Annotated in this window: 17 protein-coding genes and 2 tRNA genes; 10 read left to right on the top strand and 9 right to left on the bottom strand. The window is 54.1% G+C overall.

The genetic code is table 11. From position 1 onward, the window contains the following. The first annotated feature begins 38 nt into the window (after positions 1-38). Complete coding sequence (gene hypF, locus OGY33_RS15590) at positions 39-2,279, top strand: carbamoyltransferase HypF (RefSeq protein ID WP_191238185.1); 2,241 nt, start codon at positions 39-41, stop codon at positions 2,277-2,279. A gap of 162 nt (positions 2,280-2,441) precedes the next feature. Here the strand turns inward: hypF and norW are convergent, their stop codons facing one another. Together norW and norV are read right to left on the bottom strand one after the other, a co-directional pair. Continuing rightward, positions 2,442-3,575: an NADH:flavorubredoxin reductase NorW gene (norW, locus tag OGY33_RS15595; RefSeq protein WP_103014818.1), complete on the bottom strand. Its 1,134-nt coding sequence runs from the start codon at positions 3,573-3,575 to the stop codon at positions 2,442-2,444. Further along, a complete protein-coding gene (gene norV, locus OGY33_RS15600; protein WP_048225258.1) occupies positions 3,572-5,020 on the bottom strand; it encodes an anaerobic nitric oxide reductase flavorubredoxin in 1,449 nt (482 codons plus the stop codon). The genes norW and norV overlap by 4 nt, the downstream gene beginning before the upstream one ends. Before the next feature lie 191 nt (positions 5,021-5,211). Here norV and norR point away from each other — a divergent pair, with 191 nt between their 5' ends. Beyond that, positions 5,212-6,732, top strand: a complete 1,521-nt coding sequence (norR, locus tag OGY33_RS15605) for a nitric oxide reductase transcriptional regulator NorR (RefSeq protein ID WP_191238186.1) — start codon at positions 5,212-5,214, stop codon at positions 6,730-6,732. Here the strand turns inward: norR and gutQ are convergent. From gutQ to srlA, 7 genes are all read right to left on the bottom strand, one after another. Beyond that, complete coding sequence (gutQ, locus tag OGY33_RS15610) at positions 6,729-7,694, bottom strand: arabinose-5-phosphate isomerase GutQ (RefSeq protein WP_003825938.1); 966 nt, start codon at positions 7,692-7,694, stop codon at positions 6,729-6,731. The genes norR and gutQ overlap by 4 nt on opposite strands. Continuing rightward, positions 7,687-8,460, bottom strand: a complete 774-nt coding sequence (srlR, locus tag OGY33_RS15615; RefSeq protein ID WP_003037350.1) for a glucitol operon DNA-binding transcriptional repressor SrlR — start codon at positions 8,458-8,460, stop codon at positions 7,687-7,689. Before srlR ends, gutQ begins: the two co-directional genes overlap by 8 nt. A 70-nt stretch (positions 8,461-8,530) precedes the next feature. Continuing rightward, positions 8,531-8,890 carry a transcriptional regulator GutM gene (gutM, locus tag OGY33_RS15620; RefSeq protein ID WP_008785622.1) on the bottom strand — a complete coding sequence of 120 codons (360 nt, stop codon included), beginning with the start codon at positions 8,888-8,890 and terminating at the stop codon, positions 8,531-8,533. A 55-nt stretch (positions 8,891-8,945) separates the two neighbouring features. Then, positions 8,946-9,725, bottom strand: a complete 780-nt coding sequence (srlD, locus tag OGY33_RS15625; RefSeq protein WP_048215692.1) for a sorbitol-6-phosphate dehydrogenase — start codon at positions 9,723-9,725, stop codon at positions 8,946-8,948. 17 nt (positions 9,726-9,742) lie between these two features. Then, entirely contained in the window at positions 9,743-10,105 is a 363-nt protein-coding gene (srlB, locus tag OGY33_RS15630; protein WP_008785621.1) for a PTS glucitol/sorbitol transporter subunit IIA, read from the bottom strand. Positions 10,106-10,118: 13 nt separating this feature from the next. After that, complete coding sequence (srlE, locus tag OGY33_RS15635; protein WP_048225255.1) at positions 10,119-11,090, bottom strand: PTS glucitol/sorbitol transporter subunit IIB; 972 nt, start codon at positions 11,088-11,090, stop codon at positions 10,119-10,121. Continuing rightward, on the bottom strand, positions 11,087-11,650 hold the full coding sequence (srlA, locus tag OGY33_RS15640) for a PTS glucitol/sorbitol transporter subunit IIC (protein ID WP_191238187.1): 564 nt from the start codon (positions 11,648-11,650) through the stop codon (positions 11,087-11,089). The genes srlE and srlA overlap by 4 nt, the downstream gene beginning before the upstream one ends. A 264-nt stretch (positions 11,651-11,914) precedes the next feature. On the opposite strand from srlA, the gene mltB reads away from it, so the two are divergent. The 8 genes from mltB to OGY33_RS15680 all read left to right on the top strand — a co-directional run bounded on the left by mltB (position 11,915) and on the right by OGY33_RS15680 (position 19,116). Next, on the top strand, positions 11,915-12,994 hold the full coding sequence (gene mltB, locus OGY33_RS15645; RefSeq protein WP_003037336.1) for a lytic murein transglycosylase B: 1,080 nt from the start codon (positions 11,915-11,917) through the stop codon (positions 12,992-12,994). Between the two features lie 191 nt (positions 12,995-13,185). Next, positions 13,186-13,683: a nicotinamide-nucleotide amidase gene (gene pncC / locus OGY33_RS15650; protein ID WP_003825955.1), complete on the top strand. Its 498-nt coding sequence runs from the start codon at positions 13,186-13,188 to the stop codon at positions 13,681-13,683. A 92-nt stretch (positions 13,684-13,775) separates the two neighbouring features. Beyond that, a complete protein-coding gene (gene recA, locus OGY33_RS15655; RefSeq protein ID WP_003037330.1) occupies positions 13,776-14,840 on the top strand; it encodes a recombinase RecA in 1,065 nt (354 codons plus the stop codon). 86 nt (positions 14,841-14,926) lie between these two features. Beyond that, complete coding sequence (gene recX / locus OGY33_RS15660; RefSeq protein WP_048225248.1) at positions 14,927-15,427, top strand: recombination regulator RecX; 501 nt, start codon at positions 14,927-14,929, stop codon at positions 15,425-15,427. A gap of 128 nt (positions 15,428-15,555) precedes the next feature. Continuing rightward, positions 15,556-18,183 carry an alanine--tRNA ligase gene (gene alaS / locus OGY33_RS15665; protein ID WP_048215695.1) on the top strand — a complete coding sequence of 876 codons (2,628 nt, stop codon included), beginning with the start codon at positions 15,556-15,558 and terminating at the stop codon, positions 18,181-18,183. Positions 18,184-18,421: 238 nt separating this feature from the next. Then, positions 18,422-18,607 carry a carbon storage regulator CsrA gene (gene csrA, locus OGY33_RS15670; protein WP_000906486.1) on the top strand — a complete coding sequence of 62 codons (186 nt, stop codon included), beginning with the start codon at positions 18,422-18,424 and terminating at the stop codon, positions 18,605-18,607. 336 nt (positions 18,608-18,943) lie between these two features. After that, a tRNA-Ser gene (locus tag OGY33_RS15675) sits at positions 18,944-19,036 on the top strand. Between the two features lie 3 nt (positions 19,037-19,039). After that, positions 19,040-19,116: transfer RNA gene (locus OGY33_RS15680), tRNA-Arg, on the top strand. The last annotated feature ends 1 nt before the right edge of the window (position 19,117 follow it).

A 19,117-nucleotide genomic window follows, 5' to 3' on the forward strand; every position in this document is an offset into this window, starting at 1 on the left:
TCAGGCAAACCGGGATAGATGACTGCGGGAACGACTTAATGACAATAAACAACCACTCCGGCGTACAGCTGCGTATTCGCGGCAAAGTACAGGGCGTCGGATTTCGCCCCTACGTCTGGCAACTGGCGCAGCGCTTACAACTGCATGGCGATGTGTGTAACGACGGTGACGGTGTGGTTGTGCGCTTACAGGAAGATCCGGCGGAATTTATTGCGCAGTTGCATCAACACTGCCCACCGCTGGCGCGCATTGACAGCGTTGAGAGCGAACCATTCGCCTGGACGCAGCAGCCTGCCGATTTCTCGATTCGTCAAAGTGCTGGCGGTACGATGAATACGCAAATCGTTCCGGACGCCGCGACCTGTCCCGAATGCCTTGTTGAAATGAACACCCCCGGCGAACGTCGTTACCGATACCCCTTTATCAACTGCACCCACTGTGGTCCGCGTTTTACGATTATCCGCGCCATGCCCTACGATCGTCCGTTTACCGTAATGGCGTCATTCCCACTCTGCGCGCAATGTGACAAAGAGTATCGCGATCCGTACGACCGTCGCTTCCACGCCCAGCCAGTGGCTTGTCCGGCATGCGGCCCTCATCTGGAGTGGTTCTGTGCAGGTGAGCGAGCGGAGAAAGAAGAGGCGCTGCAGGCGGCGGTAACGCGGCTGAAAGCAGGCGGTATTGTGGCGGTTAAAGGCATTGGTGGGTTTCATCTGGTGTGCGATGCGCGAAATGATAACGCCGTAGCGCTACTCAGGCTGCGCAAACACCGTCCGGCGAAACCTCTGGCAGTGATGCTGCCCTCTGATGAGGGATTGCCTGAACCCGCTCGTCGTTTGCTGACTACCCCTGCTGCGCCGATCGTGCTGGTGCAGAAACGCTATGTCGCTGCATTGAGCGAGGGCATTGCGCCGGGGTTAACGGAGGTTGGCGTCATGCTGCCAGCGAATCCGTTACAGCATTTGCTCTTACAAGAGATGAATTGTCCGCTGGTGATGACTTCTGGCAACCTCAGCGGCAGGCCTCCGGCCATTACCAACGCCCAGGCGCTGGAAGATTTACACGACATTGCCGACGGTTTCCTGCTGCATAATCGCGAAATTGTGCAGCGGATGGATGACTCCGTGGTGCGTGACAGTGGGGAAATGCTGCGTCGTTCCCGGGGTTATGTGCCGGATGCGGTCGCACTACCACCAGGATTTCTCGACGTGCCGCCGATGCTGTGCTTAGGGGCGGATCTGAAAAATACTTTCTGTCTGGTGCGCGGTGAACAGGCGGTTATCAGCCAGCATTTGGGCGATCTCAGCGATGACGGCATTCAGCAACAGTGGCGTGATGCGCTACGCCTGATCCAGAACATTTATGACTTTACGCCGCAGCGTATCGTGCATGATGCACACCCTGGCTATGTTTCCAGCCAGTGGGCCAGTGAAATGGAGCTGCCAACTGAAACGGTGCTGCATCACCATGCGCATGCCGCTGCGTGTCTTGCGGAGCACGGCTGGCCGCTCAATGGCGATGATGTGATTGCTCTGACGCTAGACGGTATCGGTATGGGGGAAAACGGCGCGCTGTGGGGAGGGGAGTGTTTGCGGGTCAACTATCGTGAATGCGAACACCTTGGCGGCTTACCGGCGGTAGCGCTGGCGGGCGGTGATCTGGCGGCAAAACAGCCGTGGCGTAATCTGCTCGCGCAGTGCCTGCGTTTTGTTCCTGACTGGCAGCGTTATCCGGAAACATCGGTGCTGCAACATCAAAACTGGAACGTGCTGGCGCGCGCAATTGAACGGGGAATTAACGCTCCGCTGGCGTCATCGTGCGGACGACTGTTTGATGCCGTTGCCGCCGCGTTGCAATGTGCACCGGAATCATTGAGTTATGAAGGTGAAGCGGCCTGTGCGCTTGAGGCGATGGCATCGCAATGTGATGGCGTTGATCACCCAGTCACGGTGCCGCTTGATGACAATCAGCTGGACTTAGCAGTTTTTTGGCAGCAATGGCTGAACTGGCAGGCCAAACCAGCAGAAAGGGCGTGGGCGTTTCACGACGCGCTGGCGCGTGGGTTTGCCTCTCTGATGCGAATGCAGGCCGAAGCGCGCGGGATTAAGACGTTAGTATTTAGCGGTGGCGTGATGCATAACCGCTTATTGTCGGCCCGTCTGGCGTTTTATCTGCGTGATTTTACCTTACTGTTCCCGCAGCGTTTACCGGCGGGCGACGGCGGGTTGTCATTGGGGCAGGGCGTGATTGCCGCAGCGCGAGCGTTGGCGCAAAAATAAAAAAAAGCCCCGGGACTGGCGGGGCAAGAAAAACATGTCGGGGCATACCGACAAGTGGCAACGCACATCCATGTGCGTGAGGTTAATAAATCAGTAGCAGCGTTGCCGGGCAAAGTCGCAGGCCGGATAAGACGCGAAGCGGCACCATCCGGCATCCCAGACTTACACAGGCAACGTTTTCAGCAGCGCAAAGGCCTCTTTCATGCGGTCTTCACTGACGACAAACGCACACAGCTGGCCTTCGTCGTTCATCCCTCTGGCGACCATCCCCTGCGCTTCGGCGGCGATGTTCCAGTTCAGATCGCGGCGCTGGGTTTCCCCGGCCAAATGCAGAGGCAGTTCTGGCGTTTTGACTTTTACCAGCATGGCTGGCAGTTTCAATGGCGCATTGCCGCCGAGCAGGTTTTTCGCCAGATACATGGCGCTCAGCTGAATCGGCTGCAGGAACGGGAGCACCTGACCGTTAATCTCCGCACAGTCGCCGAGAGCATAAATGTCCGGGTGGCTGGTTTGCAGGTAGCTATCGACGCAGACGCCACGATTGATGTTCAATCCGGCACGACGCGCCAGTGCGGTCTCCGGGCGTAAGCCGGTGGCGGCGATCACCGCATCGACTTCTACGCTGCGGCTACGATCGAGCGTGGCACGAATACCTGACGCCGTTTTCTCCAGCCCCTGAAGCTGTGATTTCAACAGCAGGTGTACGCCCATATCGGTCAGACGATGCTGTAAGCGACTGCTGACTTCCGGCGGCATCAGCGAAGCCAGAATGCTGGCAGCGTTGTCGATAAGCGTTACCGCTTTACCGGCACGACAAAAATCCATCGCCAGTTCACTGCCAATCAAGCCGCCGCCGACTATCAGTACCCGCTGGGCGTCACGCAGCTGCGTTTCACAAGCGCGATACTCTTGTTGGCTGTTCAACGTGAGCATTAACTCACGTCCGGTAACCGGCGGTACAAAGGCTGAAGCGCCCGTCGCCAGCACCAGTTTGTCGTACTGCCACTGCTGATCCTGGCTTTTCACTACGTGGGCATCTGCATCGATGTCGGTTACCCAGGTGTGCGGGAACAGGCGCAAATTAAACTGTTCGGCAAACTCCCCCGCCGACTGGCGGGTGAGGTCGTCTGCACGCTGTGACTGACTGATAACATGGCTGAGATCGGGCTTGTTGTACTCATCCATGCTGTCCGCAGCAATCAGGGTCAGCGGGACATTTGCATCCTGCTTACGGATATTTTTGACTAACTGGCGGGCGGCGAAGCCCGAACCAATAATGACAATTCCGCGGCTCATTTTGCCTCCGTTGCCAGGACGTCGAAGACGTCTTTACCTAATGAACATTCCGGGCACAGGAAGTTGTCAGGCACGTCGCTCCACGGCGTTCCCGGCGCAACATCCTGCAGCGGTTCACCTTTTGCCGGATCGTAAATCCACTGGCACACGCTGCACTGCATGCTAGGGCCAAGATCGGCGGCAGCCGCAGCGGCGCAAGCGCATTCTTCTTCTTTGGATGCGGGTTTCACGGTTGTTTCCGGCAGTGGAGCAAGCGCCCACTGACGCGCGATTTCACGGCCGTGCTGGCGGCATAGTTCCAGTGCATCCAGGTCCGGACGCCATTTCGCCTTCAGGCTCAGCGACATTTCGAAACCAGCATCCTGCAAACGCGTAGACAAACGGTCTACTGCGCCGCCGCTCCAGCCGTGTGAGCCAAAGGCGCTGGCGCGTTTGTTACGAAAACGCAGGCCGGTCATCTCTTCCACCAAACCGGCGATTTTTGGCATCATCACGTTGTTCATCGTCGAAGTACCGACCAGCACGCCTTTAGAGCGGAAGACGTTAGTCAGAACTTCGTTCTTATCGCTACGGGCGACGTTAAAGATTTTCACCGCCACGTTCGGGTCAACTTCGTTGATGCCCTGGGCTATAGCGTCCGCCATCATGCGGGTGTTGTTGGACATGGTGTCGTAGAAAATGGTGATGCGGTCTTCCTGATAATCCGCCGCCCATTTCAGATACATTTCCACGATTTGCGTCGGGTTGTCGCGCCATACCACGCCGTGGGAAGTAGCAATCATATCGACAGGCAGGTTGAAGCCGAGGATCTCAGTAATTTTCGGTGTAACCAGACGGCTGAACGGCGTCAGAATGTTGGCGTAGTAACGCTGGCACTGTTCGAACAGTTCGGTCTGGTCAACTTCGTCGTTAAACAGACGTTCGTCGCAGTAGTGCTGACCGAAGGCGTCGTTACTGAACAGCACCGCGTCGCCGGTCATGTAGGTCATCATGCTGTCAGGCCAGTGCAGCATTGGCGTTTCAACGAAGATCAGCTGTTTGCCGTTACCAATGTCCAGTGAATCACCGGTTTTCACCACGTTAAAGTTCCACTCCGGGTGATGGTGATGCCCGTTGATGGAGTCAATGGCGTTGGCTGTGCAGTAAATCGGCGTGTCCGGGATGCAGGACATCAGCTCAGTCAGCGCCCCTGCATGGTCTTCTTCCGCGTGGTTAATGATGATGTAGTCGATATCCGCGAGGTCAATTTCACTGCGCAGGTTCTGCACGAATTCACGGCTAAACTTGTGGTCTACTGTATCGATCAGGACATTTTTTTCTTCACGGATGAGATAGCTGTTGTAGCTGCTGCCGCGCAGCGTTTTGTATTCAGTCCCGTGGAAATCACGAACTTCCCAGTCACGTTGGCCAACCCAATGAATGTTATTTTTAACCAGAATAGACATAGCAACCTCAGTAATTAATTCAGCGTTTTTCTAAAAAAGATGTTTTGCTTATTGCAGGTTGCGTGCCAACTTTTTATTTTTTTGATTTTAATGGTTTTATTGTTTCCTGCTTATTAAGTGGTAGTCAAAATGACTATTCATTTTATTGTCAATATGACAATATGAATTGTCAAAATGACAATGAGGTAGTCATGAGCTTTTCCGTAGACGTGCTGGCGGGCATCGCCATTGAATTACAAAGCGGTATTGGACATCAGGACCGTTTTCAACGTCTGATAACCACTTTGCGTCAGGTGCTGGAGTGCGACGCGTCGGCACTGCTGCGCTATGAGTCGCGACAGTTTATTCCGCTGGCGATCGATGGGCTGGCGCAGGATGTTCTCGGCAGACGCTTTACTCTGGAAGGGCATCCGCGTCTGGAGGCGATTGCCCGCGCCGGAGACGTGGTTCGTTTCCCTGCCGACAGCGATTTGCCAGACCCATATGATGGTCTGATTCCGGGGCAGGAGAGTCTGAAGGTGCATGCCTGTATTGGGCTGCCGTTGTTCGCCGGTCAAAATTTGATTGGTGCGTTAACCCTGGATGGCATGGAGCCCGATCAGTTCGATGTTTTCAGCGATGAGGAGCTTAGGCTGATTGCCGCGCTGGCGGCGGGTGCGCTGAGCAATGCGCTGCTGATTGAACAACTGGAAAGCCAGAATATGCTGCCAGGTTCGTCAACCAACTTTGAGCAGGTGACGGAAACCCAGATGATTGGCCTGTCGCCCAATATGATGCAGTTGAAAAAAGAAATTGAGATTGTGGCGGGGTCCGATCTCAACGTGCTGATTAGCGGCGAAACAGGAACCGGGAAGGAGCTGGTGGCTAAAGCTATCCATGAAGGTTCGCCGCGCGCGGTGAATCCACTGGTGTATCTGAACTGCGCGGCGTTGCCGGAAACCGTAGCCGAAAGTGAGCTGTTTGGTCACGTAAAAGGTGCATTTACCGGGGCTATCAGCAATCGTAGCGGTAAGTTTGAAATGGCCGACAATGGGACGCTGTTTCTCGACGAGATAGGCGAACTCTCGCTGGCGCTACAGGCTAAGCTGCTGCGCGTATTGCAGTACGGCGATATTCAGCGCGTGGGTGACGATCGCAGCCTGCGCGTGGATGTGCGGGTGCTGGCGGCGACGAACCGTGATTTACGCGAAGAGGTGCTGGCCGGGAATTTCCGCGCGGATTTGTTCCACCGTCTGAGCGTTTTCCCCCTTTCTGTACCGCCTCTTCGTGAGCGCGGCGAAGATGTGGTGCTGCTGGCCGGCTATTTTTGCGAGCAATGCCGACTACGGCTGGGTCTTTCCCGCGTGGTGCTAAGCCCCGGAGCGCGTAGTCATCTGCTGAATTACGGCTGGCCCGGAAACGTGCGCGAGCTGGAACATGCCATTCACCGGGCGGTTGTTCTGGCCAGGGCTACCAGGGCAGGGGATGAAGTGGTGCTGGAGGCGCAGCATTTTGCCTTGCAGGATGAAGGTCCGGCTCCGCAGGTGGCGGAAGTTGTTGCGGAGATCCCACAACAACACAATCTGCGTGAAGCAACAGAGTCGTTCCAGCGGGAGATGATCCGCCGGGCACTGGCGCAAAATAATCACAGTTGGGCGGCAAGCGCGCGGGCGCTGGAAACAGACGTCGCCAACCTGCACCGGCTGGCGAAACGTCTGGGTCTGAAGGATTAGATAATACCGGCCTGATAGAAATCCTGCAGGTTGATAGCACCGGTGAGTTTACCGTTTTCATCGACCACCGGTGCGGCAGTGATTTTACGCTTCATCAGGATCTCTTTGGCGTCAATCGCGCGGCTCTGCGCCTGTAGCGTAATGCCATTCTGAGTCATAGCTTCGCTAACCTGGGTGGTGAGCGCTCCGCCGCCAACCAGCCAGCGGCGCAGGTCACCGTCGGTAAAGACCCCTTTCACCAGTGACTGGTCGTCGCAGACCGCGACCAGGCCAAGACCCGTGCGGCTGAGTTCCAGCATCGCGTCCATAACGCTGGTGGTGAGCTTCACCTGAGGTATGGCATCGTCACGGCGCATCAGATGATGCACTTTATTTAACAGACGAGCGCCCAGCGCACCTGCCGGATGTGAGCGGGCAAAATCTTCTTCGTTAAAGCCGCGCGCCTGCATTACGGCGATCGCCAGCGCGTCGCCCATCATCAACGTATTTACGGTGCTGGACGTCGGTGCCAGGCGCATCGGACAGGCTTCGCGCTCAACGGAAATATCCAGCACGGCTTTGGCTGCCAGACCCAACGGTGAGGTCGGTTTTCCGGTCATTGCCAGCAGTGCGACGGATTTGTCTTCCAGGCGTGGGATGATGAGATCCAGCTCTTTCGCACCGCCGGAGTAGGAGATAAACAGCATGACATCACGGCTTTCGATCATCCCTAAGTCGCCGTGCAGCGCTTCCGCCGGATGCACAAAAAAGGCGGGCGTGCCGGTACTGGCGAGGGTCGCCGCAATTTTTTTGCCAATATGACCTGATTTACCAATACCGGAGACAATGACTTTGCCTTCACAGTGGATAATCGTATTAGCGGCGCGGACAAAATCATCGCCCAGGCGTTCTGGCAGTCGGCTGGCTTCCTGTAGTTCCAGCATTAACGTCTGACGGCCCGCGTTCAGTAGTGCATCACTCATTGGTTTCTCCGGTTATGATCACTTCAATCCCTTTTGCTTCCAGCGCCTGACGAAACGCAGGGTCGATGCCCGCATCGGTAATCAGCTTGTCGACGCTTTCCAGACTGCATACAACATTAGGGCTTTTGCGCCCAAATTTTGACGAGTCAGCCATCAGAATCACTTCGCGAGCGGCATTGCACATCGCTTTACTGACGCTAAACACCTCATTAAAGGTGGTCACGCCGGCATTGAGGTCAATGCCGTCGGTGCCCATGAAGAGTTTATCAAAGCTGAACTGCTCAAAGGCGTTTTCTGCCAGCTGACCGTGAAATGACGCAGATTTTTTGCGAAAGGTCCCGCCGGGCATCAGGATAGTTTGCTCGTTGTCCAGCTCCGAAAGGGCGTTAACAATGTGCAGGCTGTTGGTCATGACGGTGATGTTGCTAAAGCGCGTGAGCATCGGCACCATCTGCAGTACGGTGCTACCCGCATCCAGAATAATAGAGTCGCCATCGTGTATAAAACGGACGGCGGCTTCGGCAATCTGCTCTTTTTTATGCGTATTGATTAGCGTTTTGTGATCGATTGGCGGGTCGGATTCGTCTTTATTTAATACCACGCCGCCATAGGTACGAATGACGGTTCCGGCATTTTCCAGAATGACCAGGTCTTTGCGAATGGTCGTGCCGGTCGTGTCAAAGTAGTGGGCCAGTTCTTCAACCGAGCATTTGCCCTGCTTTTGCAGATGCTCCAGTATGGCAGCCTGACGCTGACGAGGTTTCATAGGCGTGATTACCCTGACTTAATAAGTTGCAAAATGATAATTTCGCAAGCTATTAGCATTCACAACGAAATTACCCATGTTTCAGTTTAAGCGCCAATGATAGTGCATTCTGTGATAACGGATCATGGGGAAAGATCACATCAGGCTGTAAATCATCAAGATGTTTGCCCATTATCGTGGCAATTTTGCCTGGTCGGGCGAATACCGTAAGACCTTTCATAAATAACGTGTCCGTCACCCGTTGCTGCTCATCCAGCGCGATGGCTACCACCACGCGCGGTTTAAAACGCCCACCGGAGCGACCAACACCAACCCGACCTTGCTGGCAGAGTTGATCAAACGCCCGGTTAAAGCGGGATATTTGCCAGCCACCAAGCGCCAGTTGCAGGCACCAGGCGATAGCGGCGACGGTAATCAGTGCGGAAACCATTATGTACTCCTTTGATTTTGCCGGATAAGCGCAGCCGCCATCCGGCAATTCAACATTAAAACATCACCTGACCGCCGGTCACGTTGATGGACTGCCCGGTGCAGTAAGAGGCTTTTGGACTGGCGTAAAACAGCAGCATGTTCAGTACGTCCTGATAATCGCAGCCGCGTTTAAGCGGAACCTTATCAATGTAGTACTGCTCCACCTCATCTGGCTTAAGGCCCAGCTTGGTCGCATATTGCGGTAATAACGACTGAAACATCGGTGATTTCAGCAGGTTGCCGAGCATCAGCGAATGTACGGTGATCCCGTACTCCGCCAGATCCAGCGCCAGCGACTGGGTTAAGCCCACGCCGCCAAATTTTGCCGCGCTGTAGCCTGAATTGTGTTTGCTGCCCACTTTCCCTGATTTTGAGTTGATCTGGATAATGCGTCCCTGCACGCCATCGCGGATCATCAGGCGTGAAAATTCACGAGCACAGAGGAAGTAGCCGACCAGATTGACCTGCAGCGAGCGGTCGAAATCCCCAAGCTGAAAGTCGCTGATAAACGCGGCTTTAGCGATACCCGCGCTGTAAACCAGCAGATCGGCACGACCGAATATTTCATCCACTCCGCGCGACAGCGCCAGCACGCTCTGTTCGCTGGTGGCATCTGCGCCAAAACCGTACGCGGTACCTTCGCCAAACTCGGCGTTAATTTCTTGCGCGACGTTGGCAGCTTTATCGCTTTGAATATCCACCACCGCGACGCGGTATCCTTCTGTCGCAAGCCCACGGCAAAGGAATGCCCCCAGGGTCTGGCCTCCACCAATGACAACGGCAACCTGATTCATTTTTATCTCCTTCAATCTTAAGCAACAAACTTCAAAATACAGCCCGGGGTGATACCGTCCGGGACGGGGCCCGCAACGTGTACAGTGCCGGGGAATTCCGCTTCGCTCTGCCCGTCAAAGCGCAGGGTGATATGCCCGAGTTCACGTAAGTTTTGTTCAGCCACGCTGCCAACGGCGGTGACCGGGTAGTGGTGCTGGCCCAGTTCAAACTGGATCCCGGCTTGTAAAGAGCCGTTCAGGTCCCCGTGGCAATGGATGAAACAAAACTCTTCGATATCCGCTGGCGCGCCTTCACGAAAGGTAATCAGCATCTGGTCGCACAGTGCATCCGGGGCGCTCTGGCCGATACGGGTGATGGTGGTTTGATAAATGACGGTCATTTTTGAGTGCCCCTTATTGGTAAATAAAGCCAGAAACAAACCAGGCGATGAGAACGGTAGGTGCGCCGGTCAGAAAACGGCTCACCAGTACGGATGGCACGCCGACGCGGACCGTGTCCTGACGTGCTTCGGCCAGCGACAATCCGACCGGAATAAAGTCACATGCAGCCTGGGCGTTAATGGCGAACAGGGCAGGTAGCGCCAGATGCGGAGGAATGTTCCCCAGACCAATCTGTACACCGATCAGCACGCCGATAACCTGGGCGATAACCGCACCGGGGCCGAGGAAAGGCGACAGCAGCGGGAAAGAGCAGATCAGCGCCAGAGTAACCAGTCCCAACGGATGGCTGGCCAGCGGCGCGAGTCCATGGGCAATCCAGTCTCCCAGACCCGAAGCCATAATGATGCCGATCAGTGCCGAGACGAACGCCATAAATGGCAGAATAGTTTTCAGGACGGTATCGATGGTGTCACGTCCGGACTGGAACAGAACCGCAACGGCTGAACCCATGCCCATTCCCACTTTTGCCAACAGGCCGTCGCTTTGTTCGGTAATCTTTTTACTGGTGTCGTAATCGCGACCGATAGTGCTGCTTGCAGGTTGCGGCGCAGCGGATGCCTCGCCGACAATCGTGATGTTTTCTTCTTTCACGCCAGAGACATAGATATCTTCGACAATGTACTGAGCCAGCGGGCCGGATTTACCCGTAGCGTGAATATTCACCGTCGGTATACGGCGTTTGGGATAGATCCCACAGCGCAGCGTGCCGCCGCAGTCGATGATCGCCACACCAATTTCGTTCTCCGGCGGCTCGCCTTCTTTGAAGCCATCAACTGCCTGCCAACCGGTCAGGCTTGCTATCCTGTCGACTATTGCGGGGCGAGTTCCGGCGGTGATATAGACAATTTTCTTGCCCGGTACGGCATCCAGTTCAAGGGGGCCACCCCAGCCGCCGGTGCCTTTTTCAATACGAATACGTGTCATGATGTTGCTCCCGCCAGATGCACCTTCTGCTCAAGTTGAATGCCCATTTTTTTCTCGAAGATAGTGGTGGTGAAATCGGTCACCCAGCCGCGGAAGAAGTTAGTCACCAAACCGACCAGCAGGTAGCTCACCGCCAGTGGGCCAAGCGGAAGCCCCAGCGTGGTCAGGCCGCTGGCGATCCCCAGATAGACAAACAGTTCGCCGGGGTTGATGTGCGGGAATAAGCCGTTCATGGTATGGCAACTGTAAGAGGCGGCGGCGTAGTAGCTGGGCTTGTATTTTTCTGGCATAAAGCGACCCAGACTCAGCGTCATCGGGTTACAAAATACAAATGTGCCGATGCACGGCAGCAGCAAATAGCGGGACAGTGGATTTCCGGCGCAGCGCTGAGCAAAACGTTCAATACGCTGCTGGCCGATAAAGTTAATCAGCGCATTCATGATGACCAGCAGGCTAATCAGCAGGGGAAGAATACCGGTCACCATACCGGTAAACACTTCTCCGCCTTTCTGGAACAGCCCGATAAACCACTCAGCACCGAGTGTGATGGTGTCGATCATTATTCTCTCCTGTAGGGATTTTAGTTATCTTGCCAAACGGTGGTTAATTTTAATCAGATCGAAAGATATAAAAGTGTTATTTTGATCTCAAAATGAAAGATAAATATTTTAATTTGAAAGTTATTGCGTGAAAGCTCGCAAATGTGAAGGTCAGAGATGAAAGGGGATGTAAATTCTGTGAAGGAGAGCGACTACCGCTTCCTTGTATGGCGGAGGATGCTTTACCATACTTCTCCCAGGCTGAATTTGTTTAATGGATGTCTCATGTTCAAGCGTCGTTATGTAGCGTTACTCCCCCTTTTCGTACTGCTCGCTGCCTGTAGCAGCAAACCTAAACCTTCAGAGACTCAAACGACTACGGGGGCGCCATCCGGCGGCTTCCTGCTTGAGCCACAGCACAACGTCATGCAAACGGGCGGTGATTTTGCCAATAATCCGAACGCGCAGCAGTTCATCGAGAAAATGGTGAACAAGCACGGCTTTGACCGCCAGCAGCTGCAGGAGATCCTGTCGCAGGCCAAGCGTCTGGACTCGGTATTGCGTTTGATGGATCGCCAGGCACCGACGACTCAGCCGCCAGCCGGTCCTAACGGTGCATGGCTGCGCTACCGCAAACAGTTCATCACACCTGACAACGTGCAAAATGGCGTGGCCTTCTGGAATCAATATGAAGATGCGCTGAACCGTGCGTGGCAGGTCTATGGTGTTCCGCCGGAAATTATCGTTGGCATTATCGGCGTTGAAACGCGCTGGGGCCGCGTGATGGGCAAAACCCGTATTCTGGATGCGCTGGCGACGCTGTCGTTTAACTATCCTCGTCGTGCGGAATACTTCTCTGGTGAACTGGAAACCTTCCTGCTGATGGCGCGAGATGAAAGCGACGATCCGCTCGATTTGAAAGGTTCTTTTGCCGGCGCGATGGGTTACGGCCAGTTTATGCCGTCTTCCTATAAACAATATGCCGTTGATTTTAATGGTGATGGCCACATTAACCTGTGGGATCCGGTTGATGCCATCGGTAGCGTGGCGAATTACTTCAAGGGCCACGGCTGGGTGAAAGGCGATACGGTCGCGGTGCCGGCAAATGGTCAGGCACCTGGGCTGGCGAACGGCTTTAAAACCCAGTACAGCATTTCTCAGCTTGCTGCCGCGGGTCTGACGCCACAGCAGTCGTTGGGTAATCATCAGCAGGCCAGCCTGCTGCGCCTGGATATTGGTACCGGCTATCAGTACTGGTATGGACTGCCGAACTTCTACACCATCACCCGCTACAACCACAGTACCCACTATGCGATGGCCGTGTGGCAGTTGGGTCAGGCGGTCGCGCTGGCGCGCGTGCAGTAATCGCTCCACCGGCCTACAGGAAGAAATCTCTTGTAGGCCGGATAAGATGCCCTGACATCGTCATCCGGCAGGTCTTATTTATGCAACGGAGCAATTTTTGGAATCCCCCTCGTAAAACGTTCTCTCCATCCCCACATTGGTTATGAAAGTGCTATCTTGTCCGGCATATTTTTTAACTGACAGAGGCTGAAATGACCGACAGTGAACTGATGCAGTTAAGTGAGCAGGTTGGCCTGGCACTGAAAGCGCGTGGGGCGACCGTTACGACGGCGGAGTCCTGCACCGGCGGCTGGGTGGCCAAAGCGATTACGGATATTGCCGGAAGCTCCGCCTGGTTTGAACGCGGGTTTGTGACCTACAGCAACGAAGCTAAAGCACAAATGATTGGCGTGCGCGAAGAGACGCTGGCCCAGCATGGGGCGGTGAGCGAGCCTGTGGTGGTGGAGATGGCGATTGGCGCGCTAAAAGCTGCCCGCGCGCATTTCGCAGTCTCGATCAGCGGTATTGCCGGGCCGGATGGCGGCAGTGAAGAAAAGCCCGTAGGTACCGTATGGTTCGCCTTTGCCAGCGTGAGCGGTGAGGGGATTACGCGTAGGGAATGCTTCAGCGGCGATCGCGACGCGGTACGTCGACAGGCGACCGTCTACGCGTTACAAACCCTGTGGCAACAATTTCTACAAAATACTTGATACTGTATGAGCATACAGTATAATTGCTTCAACAGAACATTATCTATCACGTTTCGCGGTTTAACCCGAAAGCGGCATGACAGGAGTAATTAATGGCTATCGACGAAAACAAACAGAAAGCGTTGGCTGCAGCGCTGGGTCAGATCGAAAAGCAATTCGGTAAAGGCTCCATCATGCGCCTGGGTGAAGACCGTTCCATGGATGTGGAAACTATCTCCACCGGTTCGCTGTCTCTGGATATCGCATTGGGCGCGGGCGGTTTGCCAATGGGCCGTATCGTCGAAATCTACGGGCCTGAATCCTCCGGTAAAACAACGCTGACCCTGCAGGTTATTGCCGCTGCGCAGCGTGAAGGTAAAACCTGTGCATTTATCGATGCGGAACACGCGCTGGATCCGGTCTATGCCCGTAAGCTTGGTGTTGATATCGACAACCTGCTGTGTTCTCAGCCGGATACCGGTGAACAAGCGCTGGAAATCTGTGATGCGCTGGCGCGCTCCGGTGCGGTTGACGTTATCGTTGTCGACTCCGTTGCCGCATTGACGCCGAAGGCAGAAATCGAAGGCGAGATTGGCGACTCTCACATGGGCCTTGCGGCGCGTATGATGAGCCAGGCAATGCGTAAGCTGGCCGGTAACCTGAAGCAGTCCAACACGCTGCTGATTTTCATCAACCAGATCCGTATGAAGATTGGCGTTATGTTTGGTAACCCGGAAACCACCACCGGTGGTAACGCCCTGAAATTCTATGCGTCTGTTCGTCTGGACATCCGTCGTATTGGCGCGGTGAAAGAAGGCGACAACGTGGTCGGCAGCGAAACCCGCGTTAAGGTTGTGAAAAACAAAATTGCAGCGCCGTTCAAACAGGCTGAATTCCAGATCCTTTACGGTGAAGGCATCAACTTCTACGGCGAACTGGTTGACCTGGGCGTGAAAGAGAAGCTGATTGAAAAAGCCGGTGCATGGTACAGCTACAACGGTGAGAAAATCGGTCAGGGTAAAGCGAATGCGACCAACTGGCTGAAAGAAAACCCGGCAACTGCGAAAGAAATTGAGAAGAAATTGCGTGAGTTACTGCTCAATAACCAGGATTCAACGCCTGATTTCTCCGTTGATGACAGCGGCGAAGACGTAAAAGAAACGAACGAAGATTTCTGATAATCTGTTTTGAATCGCATGTTGTGAATCACATATAGTAAAGGGCTGCATATCATGCAGCCCTTTTTCATTTCTGAAGGCTTACTATGACAGAAGCAACTTCCCGCCGTTCTGCTTATTCCCGACTGCTTGACCGCGCCGTACGCATTCTGGCGATGCGCGACCACAGCGAGCAGGAACTGCGGCGTAAGCTGGCCGCTCCGGTGATGGGGAAAAATGGACCAGAAGAAATTGATGCCACGCCGGAGGATTACGACAAGGTCATCGCCTGGTGTATTGAAAGTCGTTATCTGGATGATGATCGTTTCGTGCAGCAGTTTATCGCCAGCCGTAGCCGCAAAGGTTATGGACCAGCCCGAGTGCGCCAGGAATTAAACCAAAAAGGGATCGCACGTGAAGCTATCGAGCGGGCCATGCGTGAGTGCGAAATTGACTGGGCAGTGCTTGCACGCGAGCAGGCCATTCGGAAGTACGGTGAACCTTTACCTGTCGATTTTTCAGATAAAGTAAAGGTCCAGCGTTTTTTGCTCTATCGCGGCTATCTGATGGAAGATATTCAGGCAATATGGCGAAATTTTGACGATTGACCGCATACGGGATTTTACTTCCCAGTAAAGAAAACTTATCTTATTCCCACTTTTCGATTGCCAGAGGCGCAGTTTGCGTGCCGATGCTGGTAATGACATTTCGTTAGCTTGATTTCTTCAGGATAATTATGAGCAAGAGCACCGCTGAGATCCGTCAGGCGTTTCTCGATTTTTTCCATAGTAAAGGACACCAGGTAGTTGCCAGCAGCTCCCTGGTACCGAACAATGACCCTACTTTGTTGTTTACCAACGCCGGGATGAACCAGTTCAAGGATGTTTTCCTTGGCCTCGACAAGCGTAATTATTCCCGCGCAACCACCTCGCAGCGTTGTGTACGTGCGGGCGGTAAGCACAATGACCTGGAAAACGTCGGTTACACTGCACGTCACCACACTTTCTTCGAAATGCTGGGCAACTTCAGCTTCGGCGATTACTTCAAACACGACGCTATTCAATACGCATGGGAACTGCTGACCGGTGAAAACTGGTTTGCTCTGCCAAAAGAGCGTCTGTGGGTAACCGTCTATGAAACTGACGATGAAGCCTATGAAATCTGGGAAAAAGAAGTCGGTATTCCGCGCGAACGTATCATCCGTATCGGTGATAACAAAGGCGCGGCTTATGCTTCAGACAACTTCTGGCAGATGGGTGATACCGGTCCTTGCGGTCCATGCACCGAAATTTTCTACGACCACGGCGACCATATCTGGGGTGGACCTCCGGGAAGCGCAGAAGAAGATGGCGATCGCTACATTGAGATCTGGAACATCGTCTTCATGCAGTTCAACCGTCAGGCTGACGGCACCATGGAACCGCTGCCGAAACCGTCCGTGGATACCGGTATGGGTCTGGAGCGTATTGCGGCCGTGCTGCAACACGTTAACTCCAACTATGAAATCGACCTGTTCCGCTCATTGATCGAATCCGTGGCGAAAGTCACTGGCGCAACCGATCTGAGCAACAAGTCTCTGCGCGTTATCGCCGACCATATCCGTTCCTGTGCATTCCTGATTGCCGATGGCGTTGTGCCGTCGAATGAAAACCGTGGCTATGTGCTGCGCCGTATCATTCGTCGCGCGGTACGTCATGGCAACATGCTGGGCGCGAAGGATACCTTCTTCTACAAGCTGGTTGGTCCGTTGGTAGACGTGATGGGCTCTGCAGGTGAAGAACTGAAGCGTCAGCAGGCTATGGTTGAACAGGTTCTGAAAACCGAAGAAGAGCAGTTTGCGCGTACTCTGGAGCGTGGTCTGGCGCTGCTGGACGAAGAACTGGCAAAACTGTCTGGCGATACGCTGGATGGCGAAACCGCATTCCGTCTGTATGACACCTACGGTTTCCCGGTTGATCTGACGGCAGACGTTTGCCGCGAGCGTAACATTAAGGTTGACGAAGCAGGCTTTGAAGCTGCAATGGAAGAACAGCGCCGTCGTGCGCGTGAAGCCAGCGGCTTCGGCGCAGACTACAATGCGATGATTCGCGTTGATGGCGCCTCTGAATTTAAAGGCTACGAGCACCTGGAACTGAACGGCAAAGTGACCGCGCTGTTTGTTGATGGTAAAGCGGTAGACGCAATTAACGCAGGTCAGGAAGCCGTTGTCGTACTGGATCAGACGCCGTTCTATGCGGAATCTGGTGGTCAGGTTGGCGACAAGGGTGAACTGAAAGGCGCAGGCTTCGCGTTTGCCGTTAGCGACACGCAGAAATATGGCCAGGCCATTGGTCACATCGGCAAGCTGTCTGCGGGTTCTCTGAAAATTGGTGATGCGGTACAGGCTGATGTGGATGAAGCCCGTCGTGCGCGTATTCGTTTGAACCACTCCGCAACGCATCTGATGCACGCGGCGCTGCGCCAGGTTCTGGGCACGCATGTGGCACAGAAAGGTTCGTTGGTTAACGATAAACTGCTGCGCTTCGACTTCTCTCATACCGAAGCAATGAAGCCTGCTGAAATCCGTGCCGTTGAAGATCTGGTGAACGCGCAAATCCGTCGCAACTTGCCGATTGAAACGAACATCATGGATCTCGAAGCGGCAAAAGCCAAAGGCGCAATGGCACTGTTTGGCGAGAAATATGACGACCATGTGCGCGTTCTGAGCATGGGTGATTTCTCTACCGAGTTGTGTGGCGGTACTCACGCCAGCCGTACGGGTGATATCGGTCTGTTCCGCATTGTGTCCGAGTCAGGTACTGCGGCAGGCGTTCGTCGTATTGAAGCCGTAACCGGTGAAGGTGCTATCCAAACCGTGCATGCTGAGAGCGATCGCTTAAGCGATATTGCGCAGCTGCTGAAAGGCGATAGCCAGAATATCGGTGACAAAGTTCGTTCCGTGCTGGAGCGTACACGTCAACTGGAAAAAGAATTGCAGCAATTGAAGGAACAGGCTGCGGCGCAGGAGAGTGCAAATCTTTCCAGCAAAGCGGTTGATATCAACGGCGTGAAGCTGCTGGTCAGCGAACTCGCGGACGTTGAGCCGAAAATGTTGCGTACCATGGTTGATGATCTGAAAAATCAACTGGGGTCTACCGTTATCGTTCTGGCAACGGTAGTGGAAGGTAAGGTTTCTCTGATTGCGGGTGTGTCTAAGGACGTGACAGATCGCGTGAAAGCAGGGGAACTGGTTGGAATGGTCGCTCAGCAGGTCGGCGGTAAGGGTGGCGGTCGTCCGGACATGGCGCAAGCCGGTGGTACGGATGCAGCGGCTCTGCCTGCAGCGTTAGCCAGTGTGAAAGGCTGGGTCAGCGCAAAACTGTAATAATTATAAGCGTAAGTCGACGCTGCGGACTTCAATCCGCAGCGTTTGTATCAACGCTATCGACAACGATAAAGTCAGGTTGAAGTTGTGTATATCGGCTAAACTTAGGTTTAACAGAATGTGATGCCGTGACTGCTTACACTTAGGTGTTTGTCATCGCTTACTTTTTGGCGTTATATGATGGATAATGCCGGGATACAGAGAGACCCGACTCTTTTAATCTTTCAAGGAGCAAAGAATGCTGATTCTGACTCGTCGAGTTGGTGAGACCCTCATGATAGGCGATGAGGTCACCGTGACAGTTTTAGGGGTGAAGGGCAACCAGGTACGCATTGGCGTAAACGCCCCGAAAGAAGTTTCTGTCCATCGTGAAGAGATCTACCAGCGTATCCAGGCTGAAAAATCCCAGCAGTCCAGTTACTAAGGTTTTCGCGTCTCACCTTTCTGGTGAGGCGCAACCTGATTGAGTTACTCTTTTTCTTCTCTTTTCTTCTTCGTCTTCCCCATTTTTTCGATTCCACTGCGCGTAATGCCTTTTCCTGCGAAGTTTCCGTTTGTTCACTCCTTCAGGAAATTGCCAATTTATCTGTTGATAAAACACTCTTTTTGCCGTTTTTGCAGACTAATTGCGCGTGAAATGTGCAAACGATAAAAGCTCTGGAAAAATTGTTTGACTTATAAGTCCCAGAAAGTAATATGTGCGCCACGCAGCGACGATGAGCAGAAACAAGTTCTTCGAAGCACTCGCAAGAGGCGTGTTGGTGAGGTGGCCGAGAGGCTGAAGGCGCTCCCCTGCTAAGGGAGTATGCGGTCAAAAGCTGCATCCGGGGTTCGAATCCCCGCCTCACCGCCATTTGCATCCGTAGCTCAGCTGGATAGAGTACTCGGCTACGAACCGAGCGGTCGGAGGTTCGAATCCTCCCGGATGCACCAT

Source organism: Citrobacter sp. Cpo032, from assembly GCF_030332975.1.
In the GTDB taxonomy this organism is placed as follows: Bacteria; Pseudomonadota; Gammaproteobacteria; order Enterobacterales; family Enterobacteriaceae; genus Citrobacter; species Citrobacter portucalensis.